This is a genomic window from Bacillus sp. FJAT-42376 (assembly GCF_003816055.1).
Lineage (GTDB): Bacteria > Bacillota > Bacilli > Bacillales > Bacillaceae > Metabacillus_B.
The window spans coordinates 1,244,758-1,263,331 of sequence record NZ_CP033906.1 but is presented as its reverse complement, the minus strand read 5'-3'; the positions used below and the strand labels follow the sequence as shown (position 1 = coordinate 1,263,331).

At 45.2% G+C, this 18,574-nt stretch carries 22 protein-coding genes and 1 riboswitch; of the genes, 3 read left to right on the top strand and 19 right to left on the bottom strand.

Annotation, left to right across the window (positions count from 1 at the left end):
• Positions 1–9 precede the first annotated feature (9 nt).
• A complete protein-coding gene (locus tag CEF21_RS06455; protein ID WP_164462099.1) occupies positions 10–1,125 on the bottom strand; it encodes an acyltransferase in 1,116 nt (371 codons plus the stop codon).
• A gap of 201 nt (positions 1,126–1,326) precedes the next feature.
• Here CEF21_RS06455 and CEF21_RS06450 point away from each other — a divergent pair, with 201 nt between their 5' ends.
• Entirely contained in the window at positions 1,327–1,548 is a 222-nt protein-coding gene (locus CEF21_RS06450; RefSeq protein ID WP_123914314.1) for a hypothetical protein, read from the top strand.
• A 68-nt stretch (positions 1,549–1,616) separates the two neighbouring features.
• On the opposite strand, the gene CEF21_RS06445 is transcribed toward CEF21_RS06450, so the two are convergent.
• The 4 genes from CEF21_RS06445 to CEF21_RS06430 all read right to left on the bottom strand — a co-directional run bounded on the left by CEF21_RS06445 (position 1,617) and on the right by CEF21_RS06430 (position 6,025).
• Positions 1,617–2,963, bottom strand: coding sequence for a Na+/H+ antiporter NhaC family protein (locus CEF21_RS06445; RefSeq protein ID WP_123914312.1), 1,347 nt, complete (start codon positions 2,961–2,963; stop codon positions 1,617–1,619).
• A 107-nt stretch (positions 2,964–3,070) separates the two neighbouring features.
• Positions 3,071–3,176: riboswitch (SAM riboswitch) on the bottom strand.
• A gap of 320 nt (positions 3,177–3,496) precedes the next feature.
• Positions 3,497–3,829, bottom strand: coding sequence for a DUF3889 domain-containing protein (locus CEF21_RS06440; protein WP_123914310.1), 333 nt, complete (start codon positions 3,827–3,829; stop codon positions 3,497–3,499).
• A gap of 72 nt (positions 3,830–3,901) precedes the next feature.
• Positions 3,902–5,299 (bottom strand): branched-chain amino acid transporter BcaP, encoded by a 1,398-nt coding sequence (gene bcaP / locus CEF21_RS06435; RefSeq protein ID WP_123914308.1) that lies wholly within the window; start codon positions 5,297–5,299, stop codon positions 3,902–3,904.
• A gap of 252 nt (positions 5,300–5,551) precedes the next feature.
• Positions 5,552–6,025, bottom strand: coding sequence for a divergent PAP2 family protein (locus CEF21_RS06430; protein WP_123914306.1), 474 nt, complete (start codon positions 6,023–6,025; stop codon positions 5,552–5,554).
• Positions 6,026–6,214: 189 nt separating this feature from the next.
• Between CEF21_RS06430 and CEF21_RS06425 the strand changes: the two genes are divergently transcribed.
• Positions 6,215–6,499: a hypothetical protein gene (locus tag CEF21_RS06425; RefSeq protein WP_123914304.1), complete on the top strand. Its 285-nt coding sequence runs from the start codon at positions 6,215–6,217 to the stop codon at positions 6,497–6,499.
• A gap of 457 nt (positions 6,500–6,956) precedes the next feature.
• On the opposite strand, the gene CEF21_RS06420 is transcribed toward CEF21_RS06425, so the two are convergent.
• Positions 6,957–7,583: an FMN-dependent NADH-azoreductase gene (locus CEF21_RS06420; protein ID WP_123914302.1), complete on the bottom strand. Its 627-nt coding sequence runs from the start codon at positions 7,581–7,583 to the stop codon at positions 6,957–6,959.
• A gap of 188 nt (positions 7,584–7,771) precedes the next feature.
• Here CEF21_RS06420 and CEF21_RS06415 point away from each other — a divergent pair, with 188 nt between their 5' ends.
• The gene (locus CEF21_RS06415; protein ID WP_123914300.1) at positions 7,772–8,194 is read left to right on the top strand and encodes a pyridoxamine 5'-phosphate oxidase family protein; all 423 of its coding nucleotides are present in this window, start codon (positions 7,772–7,774) and stop codon (positions 8,192–8,194) included.
• A 72-nt stretch (positions 8,195–8,266) separates the two neighbouring features.
• Here the strand turns inward: CEF21_RS06415 and CEF21_RS21865 are convergent, their stop codons facing one another.
• From CEF21_RS21865 to yhbH, 13 genes are all read right to left on the bottom strand, one after another.
• Positions 8,267–8,551 carry a putative quinol monooxygenase gene (locus CEF21_RS21865; protein ID WP_481747657.1) on the bottom strand — a complete coding sequence of 95 codons (285 nt, stop codon included), beginning with the start codon at positions 8,549–8,551 and terminating at the stop codon, positions 8,267–8,269.
• A 2-nt stretch (positions 8,552–8,553) separates the two neighbouring features.
• Positions 8,554–9,021 carry a heme-degrading domain-containing protein gene (locus CEF21_RS06405; protein ID WP_123914298.1) on the bottom strand — a complete coding sequence of 156 codons (468 nt, stop codon included), beginning with the start codon at positions 9,019–9,021 and terminating at the stop codon, positions 8,554–8,556.
• Between the two features lie 13 nt (positions 9,022–9,034).
• Complete coding sequence (locus CEF21_RS06400) at positions 9,035–10,213, bottom strand: MFS transporter (protein WP_123914296.1); 1,179 nt, start codon at positions 10,211–10,213, stop codon at positions 9,035–9,037.
• 15 nt (positions 10,214–10,228) lie between these two features.
• Positions 10,229–10,963, bottom strand: coding sequence for an IclR family transcriptional regulator (locus CEF21_RS06395; RefSeq protein ID WP_123914294.1), 735 nt, complete (start codon positions 10,961–10,963; stop codon positions 10,229–10,231).
• A 173-nt stretch (positions 10,964–11,136) separates the two neighbouring features.
• Complete coding sequence (locus tag CEF21_RS06390; RefSeq protein ID WP_277423927.1) at positions 11,137–11,877, bottom strand: amino acid ABC transporter ATP-binding protein; 741 nt, start codon at positions 11,875–11,877, stop codon at positions 11,137–11,139.
• A gap of 12 nt (positions 11,878–11,889) precedes the next feature.
• Positions 11,890–12,555 (bottom strand): amino acid ABC transporter permease, encoded by a 666-nt coding sequence (locus CEF21_RS06385; protein WP_123914290.1) that lies wholly within the window; start codon positions 12,553–12,555, stop codon positions 11,890–11,892.
• 18 nt (positions 12,556–12,573) lie between these two features.
• Complete coding sequence (locus CEF21_RS06380) at positions 12,574–13,371, bottom strand: transporter substrate-binding domain-containing protein (RefSeq protein ID WP_123914288.1); 798 nt, start codon at positions 13,369–13,371, stop codon at positions 12,574–12,576.
• Between the two features lie 154 nt (positions 13,372–13,525).
• The gene (locus CEF21_RS06375) at positions 13,526–13,711 is read right to left on the bottom strand and encodes a hypothetical protein (RefSeq protein WP_123914286.1); all 186 of its coding nucleotides are present in this window, start codon (positions 13,709–13,711) and stop codon (positions 13,526–13,528) included.
• 3 nt (positions 13,712–13,714) lie between these two features.
• Positions 13,715–14,722 carry a LacI family DNA-binding transcriptional regulator gene (locus tag CEF21_RS06370; protein ID WP_123914284.1) on the bottom strand — a complete coding sequence of 336 codons (1,008 nt, stop codon included), beginning with the start codon at positions 14,720–14,722 and terminating at the stop codon, positions 13,715–13,717.
• 84 nt (positions 14,723–14,806) lie between these two features.
• Positions 14,807–15,445 carry a bifunctional 4-hydroxy-2-oxoglutarate aldolase/2-dehydro-3-deoxy-phosphogluconate aldolase gene (locus tag CEF21_RS06365; protein WP_123914282.1) on the bottom strand — a complete coding sequence of 213 codons (639 nt, stop codon included), beginning with the start codon at positions 15,443–15,445 and terminating at the stop codon, positions 14,807–14,809.
• 140 nt (positions 15,446–15,585) lie between these two features.
• A complete protein-coding gene (locus tag CEF21_RS06360) occupies positions 15,586–16,545 on the bottom strand; it encodes a sugar kinase (protein ID WP_164462098.1) in 960 nt (319 codons plus the stop codon).
• Between the two features lie 263 nt (positions 16,546–16,808).
• Positions 16,809–17,162, bottom strand: a complete 354-nt coding sequence (locus CEF21_RS06355) for a GIY-YIG nuclease family protein (RefSeq protein WP_123914280.1) — start codon at positions 17,160–17,162, stop codon at positions 16,809–16,811.
• Between the two features lie 70 nt (positions 17,163–17,232).
• On the bottom strand, positions 17,233–18,402 hold the full coding sequence (yhbH, locus tag CEF21_RS06350) for a sporulation protein YhbH (protein WP_123914278.1): 1,170 nt from the start codon (positions 18,400–18,402) through the stop codon (positions 17,233–17,235).
• Positions 18,403–18,574: the final 172 nt, after the last annotated feature.

The window sequence follows — 18,574 nt, the reverse complement described above, 5'->3', positions numbered from 1 at the left end:
TCTTTTTCGCTAGGCAGACTGTCTTTCATTTTCTGCAGCAGCATCCACTTGTTTCTCCTGGGCAGGTTTCTTGATCTTCGGCACAGGAAGAAGGAACGTCGTGAGCGGAATAAATGTAATCAGGCGGATTGCCGCGACACAAATCACCATCACGGCAATATACATAAGGCCTACATAGTTAACATTCCAATAAGACTCCGGCAAATGTCTGGCCATTAAATACAGCACCATAGGATGAATAAGATAAATCCCCATCGAATACTTTCCGATTAAAACGAGCGGCTGCTTAATGACCTGAAGCCTGGCAAGAAGCGGGTAAATTCCAATTGTCGCTATGGATAGAAGCGGAATATTAGCCAAATTGGAAAGTCTTCGGTTTGAAACATAGCCTTTCACGTTATACTCAATGACAGCTCCCGCAGAAACAGCCAGTGCAAGGATCAGCATTTGAATCGGACGCTTTAGCGCGAAATTGCGGATTCCTTCCCAGTAGTAAGCAAGGAACGCACCAAAAGCAAAATAGAAAATCCAAACGGGCATAAAGGATTTACTCGCAATGAACTCGCCGACCGGTCCATCAAACGGGGCCTTTATTCCGTACATATTGTAGCTGATTAAAAACGACACAAACAGAAAAATTATAATGGTTGTCTGTGTTCTGAACAGTTTTTGAAGAAGCGGAAAAACAAGATAAAATTGCACAACAATGGAAATGAAATAAAGATGATAAAATGCCTTCCCCTGCAGGAATCCTCCCAGTTCTTCCATCGGATCGCCGATTCCCTGCCCGTTATAAATGTACATCATATAACGGTAGGCTACACTCCATAAAATAAACGGGATAATGACTTTGGCAAAGCGTGACTTCATAAACTTCCCAAACTGGAACCCTTTGTTCCGTACTTGGAAAAACAAAAGAAAACCGCTGATTACCGCAAAAATGGGGGTTCCGAACCGGCCGATCTGGTTCAGAAAATAAGAAAACCAGTTATACGTATCGCTGTTCATACCGGAATTTGTCGCAGACACATGTACCGCCACAACCGCTAAACAAGCGAAAGCACGCAGGAAATGAATTTCAAACAAATACGATTTACCGCTTTTCTTGCCAGCCTCTTTTGCCATATCAATCGCTCCTTTATATAAAAATAACTCCTCCATTATTTTAATCGTAAACGAAAGCGAAATGGGGCTGTTCCATCAAAAGCCATCTTTGGTCCAGTTTTGGACATAAGGCCTTAAGATAGAGAAACGGAACTTGTAAGCGCTAACTCACACAAATAGCGCGTAAGCAAAAAGTCATCTCTTAACTAAGATGGCTTTAAAATGGTGTTATTGTCATTAATTGCTGAAAAAGGCAGAATGGCGGTAAATCAAGGGTTTACAAGAAGCGGAGAAAGCAGCACGCAAATTCTGTCGAAATTTAGCGAACCTTCTTTTTTTGTAACATTCCTACAGGCAGACTTCGTGTTTGATTTGGCTGATTTCCGGCTGCTCGTACTGGAGGGAGCAAAGCATCCGATACCTGTCCCGCTTCTTTACTCGTAAAAAAACAGGGAAACGCTTAGAAGCGTCTCCCTGTTATAAGTTTAATGAGGCTACAGCCCCGTTTCCCATTAATTCGTATAGTTCTCTTCCAGTTTGCCGGCATCCGTTTTTTTGCTTCCTGCTTTCGGTTTCAGTCTCGGCAAACCGAAGGCAATGGCTAAAATTCCGCATAGAAGTGTAAGCATCGGATAGAAGGTATATGGCAGAATGCTTAAAGGAGAAGCTTTAACAAGCTGGGCACCTGCAAGCATTTGCGCACCATATGGAATCAGTCCCTGCACGCTGCAGGAGAAAATATCCAGGATGCTGGCAGATTTTCTTCTATCGATGTCATACTGATCCGCAATATTTTTAGCCAGCGGACCGGCTGTAATAATCGAGATGGTGTTGTTGGCAGTCGATAGATTTGTCGCACTGACAAGTCCGGCTATGCCAAACTCCGCTCCTTTTTTTGTACGGATGTTTTTCGTCATTGCATTAAGAAGGAAATCAATCCCGCCGTTATGCTTAATGATTTCAACCATTCCGCCAATCAGAACAGATAGGATGATAAGCTCGGACATTCCAGAGATCCCCTTCATCATCGTTTGAGAAAAGGACAGAAGGCTGAAGCTTCCATCCGCAAGCCCGATGATTCCGGTCAAAACAATCCCTCCACCAAGAACAGCTACAACGTTTAATCCAGCGAGAGCTGCAATGAGAACTCCGAGGTAAGGAAGCATTTTAACGAAACTGAAATCCTTCGGCTCAACCGCTGAGTTCATTCCAAGCGAAATGATGATCAGAATAACAGCTGTAACAATCGCTGCGGGAAGCACGATGAAAAAGTTCGTCTTAAACTTGTCCAGCATCTCGGTCTTCTGTGTCCGGACCGCAGCAATGGTCGTATCGGAGATAAAGGACAGGTTATCCCCAAACATCGCGCCTCCGATAACGGATGCAACCGCAAGAGCGACTGGAATTTCTGTTTCGCCGCTTATTCCTGCAGCAATCGGTCCGAGGGCTGCGATTGTCCCCATTGAAGTTCCCATTGATAGAGAAACAAAAGCAGCGATAATAAACAACCCGACAACAAGGAAACTTTGAGGGAAGTACGTTAACGCAAGATTAACGGTTGATTCAACTGCTCCCATTCCCTTTGCCGCTTCAGAGAACGCACCGGCAAGAATATAGATAAAGACCATAATCATAATATCCGGATGCCCTGCCCCTTTGGCGAACCGTTCAACCTTTGACGTCAGATTTTCCTTTCGATTCATAAACAGTGCAGCAGCAACGGCAACAAGGATCGCCACTACCATCGGAAGCTTGTAGAAGTCGCCCGTAATCACACCGGCTAAAATAAACAGCGCTATGAAAATCATCAATGGCAATAAGGCCACCGGATTTGCTTTCAATCCATTCTTTCTATCCATGTTCTCCACCTCACAACAATTCTGTTTTCCCTTTTTTTCAAGCTATAAAAAAGACCCCTTCTTATCCTTTTAAGAAGAGGCCTTAATACACAATGGTCAGGACACTCTTCTTATCTTCCAAGCATGGAAGCTTGCTGGATTTGGCACAGCACTCTTAATAAGTCCGCTGCCGAGGCATCGCAGGGCCAGTCCCTCCGCCTCTCATGATAAGAAGTTGGAATCAATTTATGGGGGTTTTCAAAAACAATCTTTTACTACCTTACTGGCTGCCGCAAAAAATGTCAAACAAAAATCTCCCTCTTTTTACTTTCCTGAAAAAACATTTGGATTGATAAAACATTAGGAAAACCCTTACAATGCTATCATAAAAAGATATACGATTCCACACTTCACGTATACCCTTTACCTCGACTTACTTTTTTTACCACTCTTTTTCAACACTTCTTTACGCTTTTAAAAAAAAATGAGTTCTAATGCATGCCCAAACACAGGATTTGCAAAATCCTGTGTTTCGGACCTTTGAATCCAGCCTGTCAGCGGTCAGATTCTTTAAAATCAATTTTTTTCACTTTCTGTGTCTTTGGATCATACTCAACGGTTACATATAAGCCGAACTCTTTTGTACCCTGCCGCACCCATAACTTAAACTTCTCTTTGACTGTCCCTGTACCGGTATCTTCCTGACCAATATGCAAATAATCGAGCAGCTTCGCATCCGGATACTTCTTTTTCGCCTCCATGATGGCAATCCTTGACCATTTTGCATAGGCCGGTTCCTGCTGATGCGTTTGGGCATATGCAGCCCCTGGTTCTGCTATCCCTGCTAATACTGCGGTAATCAGACAGCAGGATATCCATTTTTTCATTGTGCAGCACATCCCTTTTTCTTTTAGGGTGGCGCAAAACAGAAAAAAAAGCCGTGCTTGCGCACGCCTTTTTTATCCAGTTTTTTTATTCAGCAAGCTGTGTTTTTTTCCGTAGGCAAAATAAACGACCAATCCGATTGCAAGCCAGATGACAAAGGCAATCCATGTCTGTTTTTGAAGCTGAAGCATCAAATACGCACAGGATACAAATGCTAAAATCGGGACAAGCGGCACGAGCGGGGTTCTGAAGCCGCCCTGATTGCCTTGTCCGGATGATCGAAGAACAAGGATTCCAATGGAAACGGACATGAAAGCGAAAAGAGTACCGATGCTTGTCAGATTAGCGAGTTCATCCAGGGGAATGAAGCCCGCAAAAATGGAAACAAGCACACATCCAAGATAAGTCGTTTTAACCGGCGTCTTTGTCTTTTTATTAATTTTCGACAGTCCATTCGGGAGCAGTCCGTCACGGCTGATCGCATAAAACAGACGGGACAGGCCGTACATCATCACGAGAAGAACCGTCGTCATTCCGGCAATGGCACCAATCGAGATTAAACCTGCTACCCAATCCTGATTAATATAATTTAGCGCAAAAGCAACAGGATTTTTCACATTAAGCTCTGTATAAGGAACAATCCCCGTCAGAATTCCGGAAACTACAATATATAGGACTGTACATACCGCAAGGGAAGCGATAATCCCAATCGGCATGTTCTTCTGCGGATTCTTTACTTCTTCGGCTGCAGAGGATACGGCATCAAATCCAATATAGGCAAAGAATACCGTCGCTGCACCTGCAGCAACTCCTGAGAAACCGAATGGCATAAACGGTGTCCAATTATCCGGTTTTACGTACCAGACTCCCACTGCGATGAAAAGAAGCACGACGACGATTTTAAGAATCACCATTATAGCATTAAGGCGCACTGACTCTCTTACTCCCTTTGTCAGAAGGAAGGTAATTAAAAAGGCAATCACAACTGCCGTAATATCAAAATACGTTCCATTTTCGGGTGAATACGCACTGGTCAGGGCTGTTGGAAGATGAAGGCCGAATCCGGCCAGCAATCCCTGGAAATAGCCGGACCATCCGCTTGCAACCGCAGCAGAGGCAAGACCGTACTCCAGCAGCAAATCCCAGCCCAATATCCAAGCCATCAATTCCCCGAATGTTGCATAGCTGTATGTATAAGCACTTCCGGAAACCGGGACACTTGAAGCAAATTCAGCATAGCACAATGCTGCAAATGCACAGGCAATACCGGCCAAAATAAATGATAAAACCAATGCAGGCCCCGCATGCTCGGCCGCGGCCACCCCTGTTAATACGAAAATTCCAGTCCCGATAATGGCTCCAATCCCGAGCATCGTCAGGTCAAACGCTCCAAGCGTTTTATTCAGGGACACCCCTTTACTTCCTGAATCTCTGATAATTTGATCAATCGATTTTTTCCTGAATACACTCATCCAATCACCCGCTGTTCAAAATATTCTGAAATATTTACATAATTTTTGAGATATCCTTAATTTAATCGAATGATGTCGAAAAATCAACCGTTTTTTGAAAATTTAATTTATTAAGACAAATCCCAATTCTGCACAGAGAAGCAGATTTACTGAACAAAACGGCATTTTCTCTATAGGGATGGTCATTGCCCGTCAACCATCTTCCAATAATAAAAATACTATAGGAAAAAGCCGGCATCTGCCGGCTTTTCCTTATTCCGATTCAGTTTTTGCACTGATGAGCCCGATGACAATTCCAAGCAAAGCCCCATAGGCAACCTCTTCAGGCTGGTGCCCCAAAAGCTCATTAAGCTCCTCTTTCTGCTTTACATGCCCAAGTCCCGGAAAATGACCGGAAAGGACCTCAATATCTTCATCAATATCATTCACAAGCTTCGCAATCTCACCTGTATGACGCCTGATCCCCTGTGCATCATACATTACGATTACGCCGAATATAACGGCTAACGCCGTCTCAATCGAGCTGCTTCCGTTTTTAGCTGCTACATATGTAGCCAGTGAAGAAACACCTGCAGAGTGGGAACTCGGCATCCCCCCCGTTGAAAATACCGGCCGCCAATCCCATTTGCCGGTCAGCCGTTTATGGCCAAAAATCTTTAATCCTTGTGCAATCCCTATTGCAGATAAAGCGGTCAATATTCCTCGATTTCTAATCAATTTCTTCACCTCGCGTGAGTTTAGTTTTAGACTGTTCCGCGGCAGCTATACACGTTCCAATATGTCTTATACCCGAATATAGGCAAGGTTAAAATTCTTATTATTTCTTGAGTTGCACTATGCCAGTTAAAGATGAGGATGATATCCTGCAGGAAAGCCCTGTTCAACCTGCTATGCAAAGAGACTAATGGAGCACGCTTGATCCATAATTTGGCCGGGACGCCGGATTATATTCTGTCCGGCGATGCCCGTTATTTAGCCGTTCCTTTCTTCTTTTTAGCCGTTCCCGCTCCTTTTCTGGCCGTCGCCATTCTTAATTTGTCCGTTCCAGTTTATCTGTCCGTTGGTGCCCGTTATTTAGCCGTTCCGTCCCCTTATTTAGCCATTCCCGCTCCTTTTTGGCTCTCGCCATTCTTAATTTGTCCGTTCCAGTTTATCTGTCCGTTGGGACACGTTATTTATCCAATTCGTTCCTCTTTTTAGCCATTCTCGCTCCCTTTCTGGCCGTCGCCATTCTTAATTTGTCCGTTCCAGTTTATCTGTCCGTTGGTGCCTGTTATTCAGCCGTTCCGTCACCTTATTTAGCCATTCCCGCTCCTTTTCTGGTCGTTCCCATTCTTAATTTGTCCGTTCCAATTTTTCTGTCCGTTGGGACACGTGATTCAGCCGTTCCGTCACCTTATTTAGCCATTCCCGCTCCTTTTCTGGCCGTTCCCATCCTTAATTTGTACGTTCCAATTTTTCTGTCCATTGGTCTACGTTATTTAGCCGTCCCCGCTCCTTTTCCGGCCGCTCCCATCCTTATCTTGTCCGTACCAATTTATCTAGCCGTTGGTCTACGTTATTTAGCCGCCGCTCCCGCACCTGCCGGCTTAGCGTTCTGATCTGTTTACACACAAAAAACCGCCCGCTCAAAGAGCGGACGGTTCTGCTGTATTGTTTAGAAGTTTAGTGCTGCTTCTTTTGCTTTTTCTACAGATTTACCGAAGATTTCATCAGCTGCTGCAGGATCTGCTGCCATTCCTTCAGCAAGAACAACTGTGACATCATTGATGCCAAGGAAGCTCATCACTGCGCGGAAGTAGCTTTCTGTGTGCTCCATGGATTGAGCAGGTCCTTCGGAGTATACTCCGCCGCGTGCTTCAATTAGAGCTACTTTTTTGTCGCCGGAAAGACCGACTGGACCATTTTCAGTGTATTTGAATGTTTTTCCAGCCACTGCGATTGCATCGATGTAAGCTTTCATCAATGGAGGGAATCCGAAGTTCCACATTGGAGCAGAGAATACGACTTTGTCTGCTTCAAGAAATTGATCTACAATCTGAGAAAGACGGGTAATCTTTGCTTGTTCTGCGTCAGTCAGCTCTTGTCCTGCAGCAAGTTTGCCCCAGCCGCCAAGAACGTCTGCGTCGATCATTGGAAGATCTGTATTGTAAAGGTCAAGTGTTTCCACTTTATCTCCAGTGTTTTCAGTTTGGTATGCATCAAGGAACGTGTTCGCTACACGTGCTGAGAATGACATTTCGTCACCTTTTGGATTTGCTTTTACATATAGAATGTTTGCCATAATTTATCTCTCCTTCAAATAGTTAGAAATTATATATTTTTTATTAAAGTATCTCGACTTCGAGGTTTATTCTATCTCACTTCCATTCTTCTGTCAACCAGATTGATTCAAAACATTCCCTGGTTTTAAATTTTGGGGAATGAGGGTAATTCATAAGTAAGCAATTGAATGGAAAGGATGAGAAAATAATGGATCAGCAGCAACTAAAAGAACAAATTGTGAAAATCATCGATCAAAATAAAATCGGGACACTCGCTACGGTGAAAAACCGCAAGCCGCATTCTCGGTATATGACTTTCTTTAATGAAAATTTGACCCTTTATACCCCAACAGATATTGAAACCCATAAAGTCGAGGAAATTGACGAAAACCCGAACGTTCATATTCTTCTCGGCTATGACGGGGAAGGCTTCGGCGATACATACGTTGAAGTAGAGGGCACGGCATCTATTGAAAAATCCGAAGAGCTGAAACAGCGCCTATGGGATGACAATATGAAGATGTGGTTCGACGGTCCGAATGATGAAAACTATATTGTGTTAAAAATCATTCCTGATCAAATCAGATTAATGAATAAAAAAGGCGAGCCTCCTCATACACTTGAAGTATAAACAGGCTTAAACAGGCGGACAATCCATGTTGATTGTCCGCCTGTTTTTTGAAGATATGCTCAAAGTAAAAATTTATATGATTTCATCAAAGTGTAAAACCTCTGGCTCCCCGGCAAAATATGGGACAATGGCTGCATTCCATTTTTTAAAGTCCTCACTTTTTACAAAGTGTTCAATATGGTCCTCAAGTGTTTCCCACCTGACTATGAAAATAAACAAATGAGGATTTTCTATATTCCGGATCATCTGATAGCTTATCAATCCTTTTGCCCGTTCAATAATCGGAAGTGCTTGCTGAAGAGAAGTGATAAATTCATCTTCAGCACCCGTTTTAATACGGAGGGATGCCTGTTCAATAATTATTGTTCCTCATCCTTTCCTAAAAAGCGTTTAACCCCTTCTGCCGCATAATCATGGTCCATTTGGGGTGTCAGCCCTGCTACCGTCAAGCTTCCGATTACCCCTGCTCCCCTTACCCGGATTGGAAGCGAACCTCCAACCGCCTGGTATTCGGATGAGGAAAGCAAGGAGCTTTCATCGTGAGTGGTCCCATTTTGTTCAAATCTTTTCGCGATATAATGGGAGCTTCTGTTGTAATGGTCAACCACTCTCTTTTTCCGGTACAGCCAAAATACATTTTCTTCAGATGTTCCGTCCATCAAGTGAGTAAACAGCGGAACGCGGTTTCGCTCAATATGAACGGCAACGGATTTCCCGTTTTCCTTCGCGTAGTCAACCACGGTCATTCCAAGCTTTAATGCATCTTCGTTTGTGAAAGAATCAAACTGACAATCCATTTCCAATTTTTCAAACTGTTCCAGGTTCATAAAAATCTCTCCTCTAAAATAATTTTTGTTTTTTATCGGATCGATAGCTTACAGCTGCCAAAACTGCAGCAAGTATAGCCAGAATCGCACCAATCCACGCTGTATCCAAATACGTCAAATAATCCACGGCCAATCCTCCGAGAGTGGAGCCTGCCGCTATTCCGATGTTGAAGGCTGAAATGTTCAGGCCAGATGCAAGGTCTTTTGCAGAGGGGACTAACTTTTCAGCGAGAGTCACAATATATGCCTGTACACCTGGCGACATCAGGAACGAAACGAATCCAAGCAAAATAATCGAGACGATACTGAGCATTTTGCTTGGGAGCAGCCACATTTGCAGGAGCAAAACAATGGCTTCAATTACGAATACAAATCTTAAGGCCTTTACCGGATGATGATTGGCGATTTTTCCGCCCACGATATTTCCAATGGCAACAGCCACCCCATAAACAAGCAGGAGAATGGTGATGGTTTCGGATGGATATCCGCTCACTTCCTTGAGAATGGGCGTGATGTAAGCAAATACGGTCATCGTTCCCGCCAGACCCAGTGCTGTCATGAGCAAGGCGACAAGGATCCTTCGGTTTTTCATTAGCTTCCACACATCCGTTAATTTCGCAGGCTGATCCGCTTTCTTAACTTTTTCCACCGCCAAAACATTCGCGATCAGACCGATCAGTCCGAGGACGGCAACGGCTGTAAACGTGGAACGCCATCCAAAATTTTGTCCGATATACGTTCCGAGGGGCACCCCGGCAATCGTGGCTACCGTTAATCCGGTAAACATAATGGAAATCGCTGTTCCTTTTTTATTAACAGGCACCATATCGGCTGCAACCGCTGAAGCAATGGCAAAAAAGACACCGTGGGCAACGGCCGTAATGATGCGAGATACCATTAAAATTTCATAATTTGCTGCTGCGGCTGACAGCATATTCCCTAATGTGAAAACCGCCATCAAACTGATAAGAAATCCTTTTTTCGGAAGTCTTCCCGCAAGGACTGTCACGATTGGGGTTCCAATCGCAATCGCAAGTGCATAGCCTGAAATCAGCGTTCCGGCTTTTGTTACGGAAATCGATAAATCACCCGCAACGGTTGGAAGCAGGCCGACAATGACAAACTCTGTCGTTCCGATTGCAAATGCGCTGATGGCAAATGATAGAAGAGCTAAATAAATTTTGGCAGACATCTTGATGCTCCTTTTCTATAAAATGGCTGAAATTTGCTGACTGCACTGAATCAGTTTTTTGCTCAGACGCTTATCGAGCTTTTTCGTCAGCCTCGTCGCTGGACCAGATATAGCGACTGCGGCAATAACTTTTCCTTCGTACATAATCGGAGCAGCAATACACCGCAGGCCGATTTCAGTTTCCTCATCATCCACCGCATATCCTTGCTTGCGGATCACATGAAGATGTTCCTTCAGCAAGTGAAAATCGGCAAAAGTGTTTTCCGTATGCGGATTTAGCTTTATATCCTGCAGTACTTGCCTTTGTTCAGAATCATTTAGAAACGCAAGAATCACCTTACCAAGTGCACTGTGGTGAGCAGGCATCCGATCGCCCACTTCGGAATGCGCTCTAATGGATCGGCTCCCATCAATCACTTGGGCCGTCACTACATCCGTATCGGAAAGAATTCCAACATAGGCAGTTTCCCCGATTTCGCTGCTCAGCTCTGAAAGAGGCGGGACGGATAACCAATTCAGCTTAGCCTGACCCGGAGCGGAAATTCCGCCTATTTTGGCTGTAGCGTGATACGCATGCTCCGTTTTTCGGATATAGCCCATTGATTCCAGTGTATAAAGCAAGCGAAAAGCGGTTGATTTATTAAAAGAGAATTTCTCCATGACTTCCTTCAGAGTTAATCTCTCTTCCTGCTGCAGAGCATCCAGGATGAGAAGTCCCTTTTTCAGCGTGGCCACCTCATATTGACTCATCTTCTGCACCTCTCTTTCCTGCGGTGATTATCTTAATGCCTTAAAAAGAATAAATCAAAAAAAGAACCGATTGTTTCTATATTTGAACCTCTATTTTTAATGTCACCAGATTCTTAAACAGGAATACAAACATAAAAAAAGCCTGAGGGTCCACCTCAAGCTTCTTCCTATCATTATTTAAACGTGGTCGACATCAAAAACTCCTTCGAGCGCTCTTCCTTTGGGTTGTCAAAGAACTCATCCGGCGTTCCTCTCTCGACAATCCGGCCTTCGTGCATATAGACGATGGAATCGGCCACCTCGCGTGCAAATCCCATCTCATGAGTGACGACAATCATCGTTTTCCCCTCTTCAGCGAGCTGTTTCATCGTTTCGAGCACTTCTCCAACGAGCTCTGGGTCGAGAGCTGAGGTCGGTTCGTCAAACAGCATGATATCCGGCTCCATGGCAAGCGCTCTTGCAATGGCCACCCGCTGTTTTTGTCCGCCGGACAGCTTGCTCGGATATACATCCGCTTTATCCTCAAGGCCAACTTTTTTAAGCAGCTCTTTTCCGAGCTGAACAGCCTTTTCCTTGTTCATTTTTTTCACCATCAGGGGTGCTTCGATGACGTTTCCGAGCACCGTTTTATGGGGAAAGAGGTGGAAATGCTGGAACACCATTCCCACCTTTTGCCGGACATCATTGATGTTATGGGATTCTTTTTTTATTTCTTCCCCCTCGATAATCACTTTTCCATTATCACGCTTTTCAAGGAAATTCAGACAGCGGAGAAGCGTACTTTTTCCTGATCCGCTCGAGCCGATCAGGCATACCACTTCACTTTCATAAACCGTCATGTCAATGTCCTTTAATACATGCAAATCTCCGAATGATTTGTTCAGTTTTTCCACTTTAATCATTTCTCTATCCATGATTGCCTCCTTCTACCGGTCACTGACGGCCAGTTTTTTCTCAATCAGGTTGACCGCTATCGTCAAAATGGCCACGACAATTAAGTAATAAACCGCGACAATTAATAAGTAGGTCATTTCATCAAAGTTGTTGGAACCGAGCGTTGTCGCCACGTTGAATAATTCATTCATGGAAATGAAGGCGGCCAGAGATGAATCTTTTAGTCCGATGATAAATTGGTTCCCAAGGGGAGGAAGGGCACGGCGAAAGGCCTGTGGCAGAATAATCCTGCGCATGGCAAGAGACCGTGTCATCCCGAGGGACCGTCCCGCTTCCATTTGCCCCTTGTCAATCGATTGAATGGTACCCCTGAATATCTCAGCGATGTAAGCACCATTATGGAAGGCAAGCGCAAGCGATGCGGCCCAGAAATCCGGTATTAAAAAGATGCCGCTGATTCCAAAATACAGGATGAATATCTGAACGATGAGCGGTGTTCCGCGAACCAAATAAATATAGGCATCCGATATGTACCCAAGCGGCTTAATATTGGAAATTTTTAATAAAGCAAAAAACAGACCGATAAAAATTCCGATGATAATTGATACGACCGTCAGCTGCAAAGTGAGCAGCATCGCCTTTAAAAAGACATCATAGCTTTCTCCGAATACTTGAAAAAAGTGCGGCAAACTAGGCAAGGCTCCTACTCCCTCTCTTTATTGATTTTGTTTTTCAGCTGTTTCTTCTTTTGTGATGTCATCACCAAAATACTTGATGCTGATTTTCGCCAAAGTCCCATCCTTGCGCAATTTTTCAAGGGCTTCGTTCACTTTTTTCTCCATCAGCGGGTTGTCCTTCGGGATCACGACTGCCTGGGCACTTCGTTCAATCAGCTGCTGTCCCTTAATCTTGAATCCTTCATTGGCAGCGCTTCTGCCTGTTACAAAATCCGTGATCACCGCATCATGGCGGCCTTCGCTCAGTGCCTTCAATGCAGTTATATCACTGTCATAAATTTTTACGTTTCCTGTATACTGCTTCGCTGTGTCAGCGTATGTAGATCCCTTTGCTGCGGCAACCTCTTTTCCTTTCAGATCAGCGGTCGTCTTAATATCGCTGTCCGCCCTTGTGAAAATCTGGGGCCCGGAATAATAGTACGGTGTGGAAAAACGCACATATTTGGCACGCATGTCGTTAATCGTGTGACTCGCCACGGCAACGTCTGCCCGGCCTGTTTTGACTCCTTCAACAATCCCTTTAAATTTAATCCGCTTTTCAACCGGCTTGAGCCCAAGCTCCTTTGCGATTGCTTTTCCTACTTCTACATCAAAGCCGGTCATCGACATGTCATCCTTCACATAGCTGAACGGCTTGAATTCACCGGAAGCGGCAAAAATAAACTGCCCTTCATGGACGAGTTCAAGCCCATCTTCTCCTTTGTCTTTCTCGGCACAGCCTGTGAGAACGGCAGCCGTCACGAGGAACGCCATTATGAATTTCTTTTTCATCCGGATCCTTTCTCTCCCTTCCTTATCAGGATTTAGCTTCTAGCGTCATTGGTAGTACTTACCCATTTTTCACATTATTTAATCTTTTCTGATTTTTGAAAACAAATGAATGACCTGCACTAAAAAGCACCCGGAGCATTGTCCGGGTGCTTTTCCATTTTCATATACCAGGTTCATTCCATATTGCTGTGCATCCCCAAAACCTTCTCATGGCTGAGGCTTTTCCGCTCGGATAAATTAAGGGGGAGGTTCCGACCTCCACATAATCTATAAACGGTCCGGTCTTCCCCGCAAGTATCAATGCATCCGCCACACTCATCCTGTCGAGTGCGAGCTGAAGCTCCATTTCTTATCCTCTCCTCGTTTGTGAAGATTCTCTGATTTCCAACTCCGTCCGGAATACATACAGCCCTGCAGAATCACATTTTTCACTGATTTGTTCAAATAAAAGCTCCGCGGTCTTCATGCCCATTTCATAAGCGGGCTGGTTAATAACCGTAAGAGCAGGCTCGGAAATGGCCGCCATTTCAATGTTGTCAAAAACAACCAGGGCAAGATCCGTGCCAATCCGAACCCCATGCTTCCGGGCGAACTTCATCACTTCAAAAAACGTTAAGTCATTCCCTGCAATCAGTGCCGAAGGACCATTCCCATCCGCAAACATAGCCTCAAGCGCAGCCACCATTCCTGAGATCTGAACTGATTGAATAAAACGATCACTGAGGCGGCCTCCATGTCTCTCCATGGCTTCCCTGAATCCCGCTACCCGCTCCACCCGGGGATAAATTGTAAGCGGCGGCGTCAAAATTGCAAGATCCTTATGTCCCTCCGCTATCAAGTGGCTAACCGCCTGGTGAATGGCATCCCGGTTATCCGCGACGACCGTGTTTACATGGAGACCTTCCATTTTTCTGTCGACAAATACGACTGGGAATCTCTCATCCTCAAGCTTCTTATAAAGTTCAACATTTTTGCCGGTCGGAAAAATCACGAGTCCGTCTACCTGTCTCGCTCTTAAGCTTTCGATGTATTTCTTTTCTTTCTCCTGATCTTCATACGAGTTGCAGAAAATCACCTGTATATCTTTTTCCTGAAAATAATCCTCGATGGCCCGGCTGACCTCTGTCGATACCGTATGGACGATATTGGCGGCGATGATGCCGACAAGCGACGTTTTTTTCTGCTTCAGGCTTCTCGCTATATAGTTCGGATGATATCCAAGCTCTTCAATCGCTCTCTTAATCCGGTCCTTTGTGTCCTGTCCCATATATTCATAACGGCCGTTCAAATATTGAGAGACCGTGCTTTTGCTGATTCCCGCTGCTGCGGCTACATCTGCCATTGTTACGCGTTTCATTTAATCCGTCCTCTTGTCTATAGATTCTATCTCTATTGTACTGGTCCGGGCTGTGATAATCCATTGGAGAAGAGGACGCACCTGTTACTTAACTTGGAAACCGCGGAAAATTCCACTGAATCGGCTGGCCCGTTCCGCAAGCTTTACGAGGCTGCCGGAATCTGCTTCCATGCTTCCGCTTACGAGTGTACTTCCCGCTCCAACCGCGGCTGCCCCTGCTTTCAGAAACGCCTCCATGTTATCCAGTCCGATTCCGCCTGTCGGCATAAGCGGGATATGCGGGAGCGGTCCAGCGACTGCCTTTAAAAATTCAGGCCCCAGTACATTCGCAGGGAATACTTTGACCAAATCAGCGCCCGCTTCATAAGCCGCCAAAATCTCGGTTGGCGTCATGGCACCGGGTACACTGATGACGCCGTACCGTTTGGCCATGCGGATTGTGTCCAGATTAACCGTCGGCGAAAAAATAAATTTAGCTCCCGCCATAATGGCAGTCCTTGCCGTTTCCGGATCCAGCACGGTTCCTGCACCGACCAGCACTTCTTCATGAAATTCCCCGCTCAGCCGTTCAATAACGCGGACCGCTTTCGGGTTTTCCATCGTTATTTCAAGCGCCGTCACGCCTCCATCCTTCAGTGCATGGGCAATTGGGATAATCGTCTCCGGATTCGCCCCCCGGATGACAGCGACAATTCCGCTTTCCTGTATCGCATTTGCTTTCATTTTTTTTGCCTCCCCTTACGCACTTTTTACTCCCGATGGCTGCCGTTTTGCAGCTGCTGTTGATTGTGATGACTTTGAATAAATACAAAGCACCAAATCCTCCCGTTGTCCCGTCCATCGCTGTTTAGCCAGTGTCCCTTTCATTTTTGATCTGCCCCCTTTGTCTGTTCCTTCAAAAAGTTCTCAAGTTTTTCCCTCACCGGGTAGCCGTCGCTGTCCCCAATCGATTGAACGGCTAATGCTCCGATTGCATTCCCTCTCTGAACAGCATCACGGATCGGAAGACCTTCAAGCATTCCGCTGACAAAGCCAACCGCAAAGCCGTCTCCTGCCCCGACTGTATCCAGGACTTTTTCCACCTTAAATCCGGCGGCTGTTCCTTTTCCATCCGCTGATTTGAAAAAAGCCCCCTCAGCACCAAGCTTTACAGCAACAGCCCTTACCCCTTGCTCCAGGTAAAAATCCGCAATGGCCTCAGGGTGATCCGATCCCGTCAGAATCAAGCCTTCTTCCACTCCCGGAAGAACATAATCTGCCTGAAACGCGGCTTTATTTATCTCACGAACCATTTCTTCCTGTGAGCTCCACAGCACAGGCCTCAAATTCGGATCGAATGAAACCGTCCTGCCCGCCTCCTTCATAAGAGCTAAAATATGATGGGAAAAAGCCCTTGTGCTTTCGGAAAGCGTAAGCGGAATCCCCGTTATATGAAGGTGCTTTGCGGACAAAAAGTAGCGGCTGTCCGCATCATCCGGAGCCATTGTGCTTGCAGCGGACCCCCTCCGGAAATACTGGACTTCCGGGTCTCCCATTAATACCTTTGATTTAATCTGAAATCCGGTAGGGAACCGGTCATCTGTGATGACACAGTCCACGTTCACGCCTTCCTGTCCGAGGCGGTCCAGAATGAATTGGCCAAAGGCATCCTTGCCGACCTTGCTTGCCCAGCCGCTTTTCAAACCGAGTCTGGCAAACCCGATTGCTGTGTTTGTTTCAGCGCCGGCAAGCGATTTTGTAAAATGCTCTGCTTGAGAAAGAGGCCCTGCCTCATTGGCTATGAACATGGTCATCGCTTCTCCGAACGTTACCGTATCCAGCATTTTCTCCACTCCTCTAAACGAGATAAATCGGTTTAGTAAATCGGTTTATTGATAGTATAAAAGAATGTAAGCGTTTTTACAACGGTTTTCACAAAAAATAAGGCTCTGTTAAAGCCTGATGTTGATTTTTAACACCAGTTGTTTGAATCGGAAGGCGCGAGACTCCTGCGGGAAGCGAGCACCTGCAACGGAAAGCAACAGCCCAGTTTAACAGAGCTAAAAATAAAAAGCTGCCTTGCACGTGCAATGGCAGCTTTCATCCTTTACTTTTTCATTCGGTTATATCCGCGATCACCATAAGGCTGCAGCTCGTTCATCCACTTTTCTTCAAGCTTCGCCAGCGCATCCTTTTCGTTAAAATATCCTTCCTCTTTCTTTATCAATACTTCCAGCACCTCGAAGTCAAATGCTTCCTTGCCGAATTCATTCCATTCCTTTTGCAGAATTCGATTTGTGCTTGTGCCGTTCTCGAGCTCGAATTGTTTCCCGTTCAGCGTTTTCAGATTCCTGGTGCTTGCGACAAATATTTTCCCATTCACCCTGTTTTTAATCTGGTAGACGCCTGCCTCAATTTTTGCTTCTTTATATGCCTGTTTCAGCTCTTTTTTCCGGTCCATTTCTTCTCCCTCCCTATTTACCAAATCATTTATCAAAAAAAATCCTGCGCTCTGCACGCAGGACTCCTGATCAGCTGCTCATTTCAGCTGCTTCTTTCCGGAAAAAGCTCTTCATCGCATGGAACACATCGGCCTTTTGCTTGAGGATATAATAGCGGAAGTTTTCATTGCTGATGTTTTTATAGGCGGACATGAGGGTTGAGTGGCGGTTGTACTGATTGACTTCCCCGTACCCAAACATATTGGATACCTTCATCAATTCACTGACAAGCTTCACGCACCGTGCATTATCGGACGTTAAATTGTCCCCGTCTGAAAAATGAAAAGGATAAATATTATAGCGGGAAGGCTGATACTTTTCTCCAATGATCTCAAGTGCTTTCCTGTAGACAGATGAACAAATCGTTCCTCCGCTTTCACCTTTATTAAAAAAGTCTTCCTCGGAAACGACCTTTGCTTCGGTATGATGCGCAATAAATTCAATTTCTACATGCTCATATTTCGTCCTCAGAAAACGCGTCATCCAGAAGAAAAAGCTTCTGGCCATGTACTTTTCCCAAAGTCCCATACTTCCGCTTGTATCCATCATCGCGATGACAACGGCCTTGGACTCAGGCTTAATCACTTCATTCCACGTCTTAAACTTTAAATCCTCCGGATAAATCGGATAAAATTGTGCCTTCCCTTTCATCGCATTCCGTTTGTAAGCAGACATCATCGTTCGCTTCTTGTCGATATTCCCCATTAAGCCTGTTTTGCGGATATCGTTGAACTCAATGTTTTCCACCACGTTTTCAGCCATTTCCTTGCGCTTCAGATTCGGCAGCTCCAGTTCTTTAAACAGAGCCTCCTGAAGCTCCATCATGGAAACCTCTGCTTCATAATAATCTTCACCGGCCTGGTCTCCGGCTCCCTGGCCTTTCCCTGGTCCCTGGCCCTGCTGTGAGCCGTCCCGCGCGACTACATCTCCCACCTGGCTGTCTCCGTCACCCTGGCCGACATGTTTATTTTTATCATAATTATAGCGGATTTTATATTCATCAAGTGACCGGATCGGGATCTTCACTACGTTTTTTCCATTGGACATAATGATGCTTTCCTCAGTAATCAAGTCAGGCAGGTTGTTTTTAATCGCTTCCTGTACCTTCTCCTGATGCCTTAGCTGGTCATCGTAGCCTTTGCGGTGGAGGGACCAATCTTCATTCGAAATGACGAAGTTGCTTGCGTCTCCTTTTGACATATTCCCCTTCCCCTCCAAACTTTTTTGAAAAAATTTTCTTGCGGCATTCACCAGTTTAGAGCCCATTGCATATGATGTCGGTGAATGTAATTCTATCCGTTGGCTGATTTTTTGAGATTACTCTATCCTATGCGGGGGATGAGGATTATTGACAAACAATTATGAAAATTGG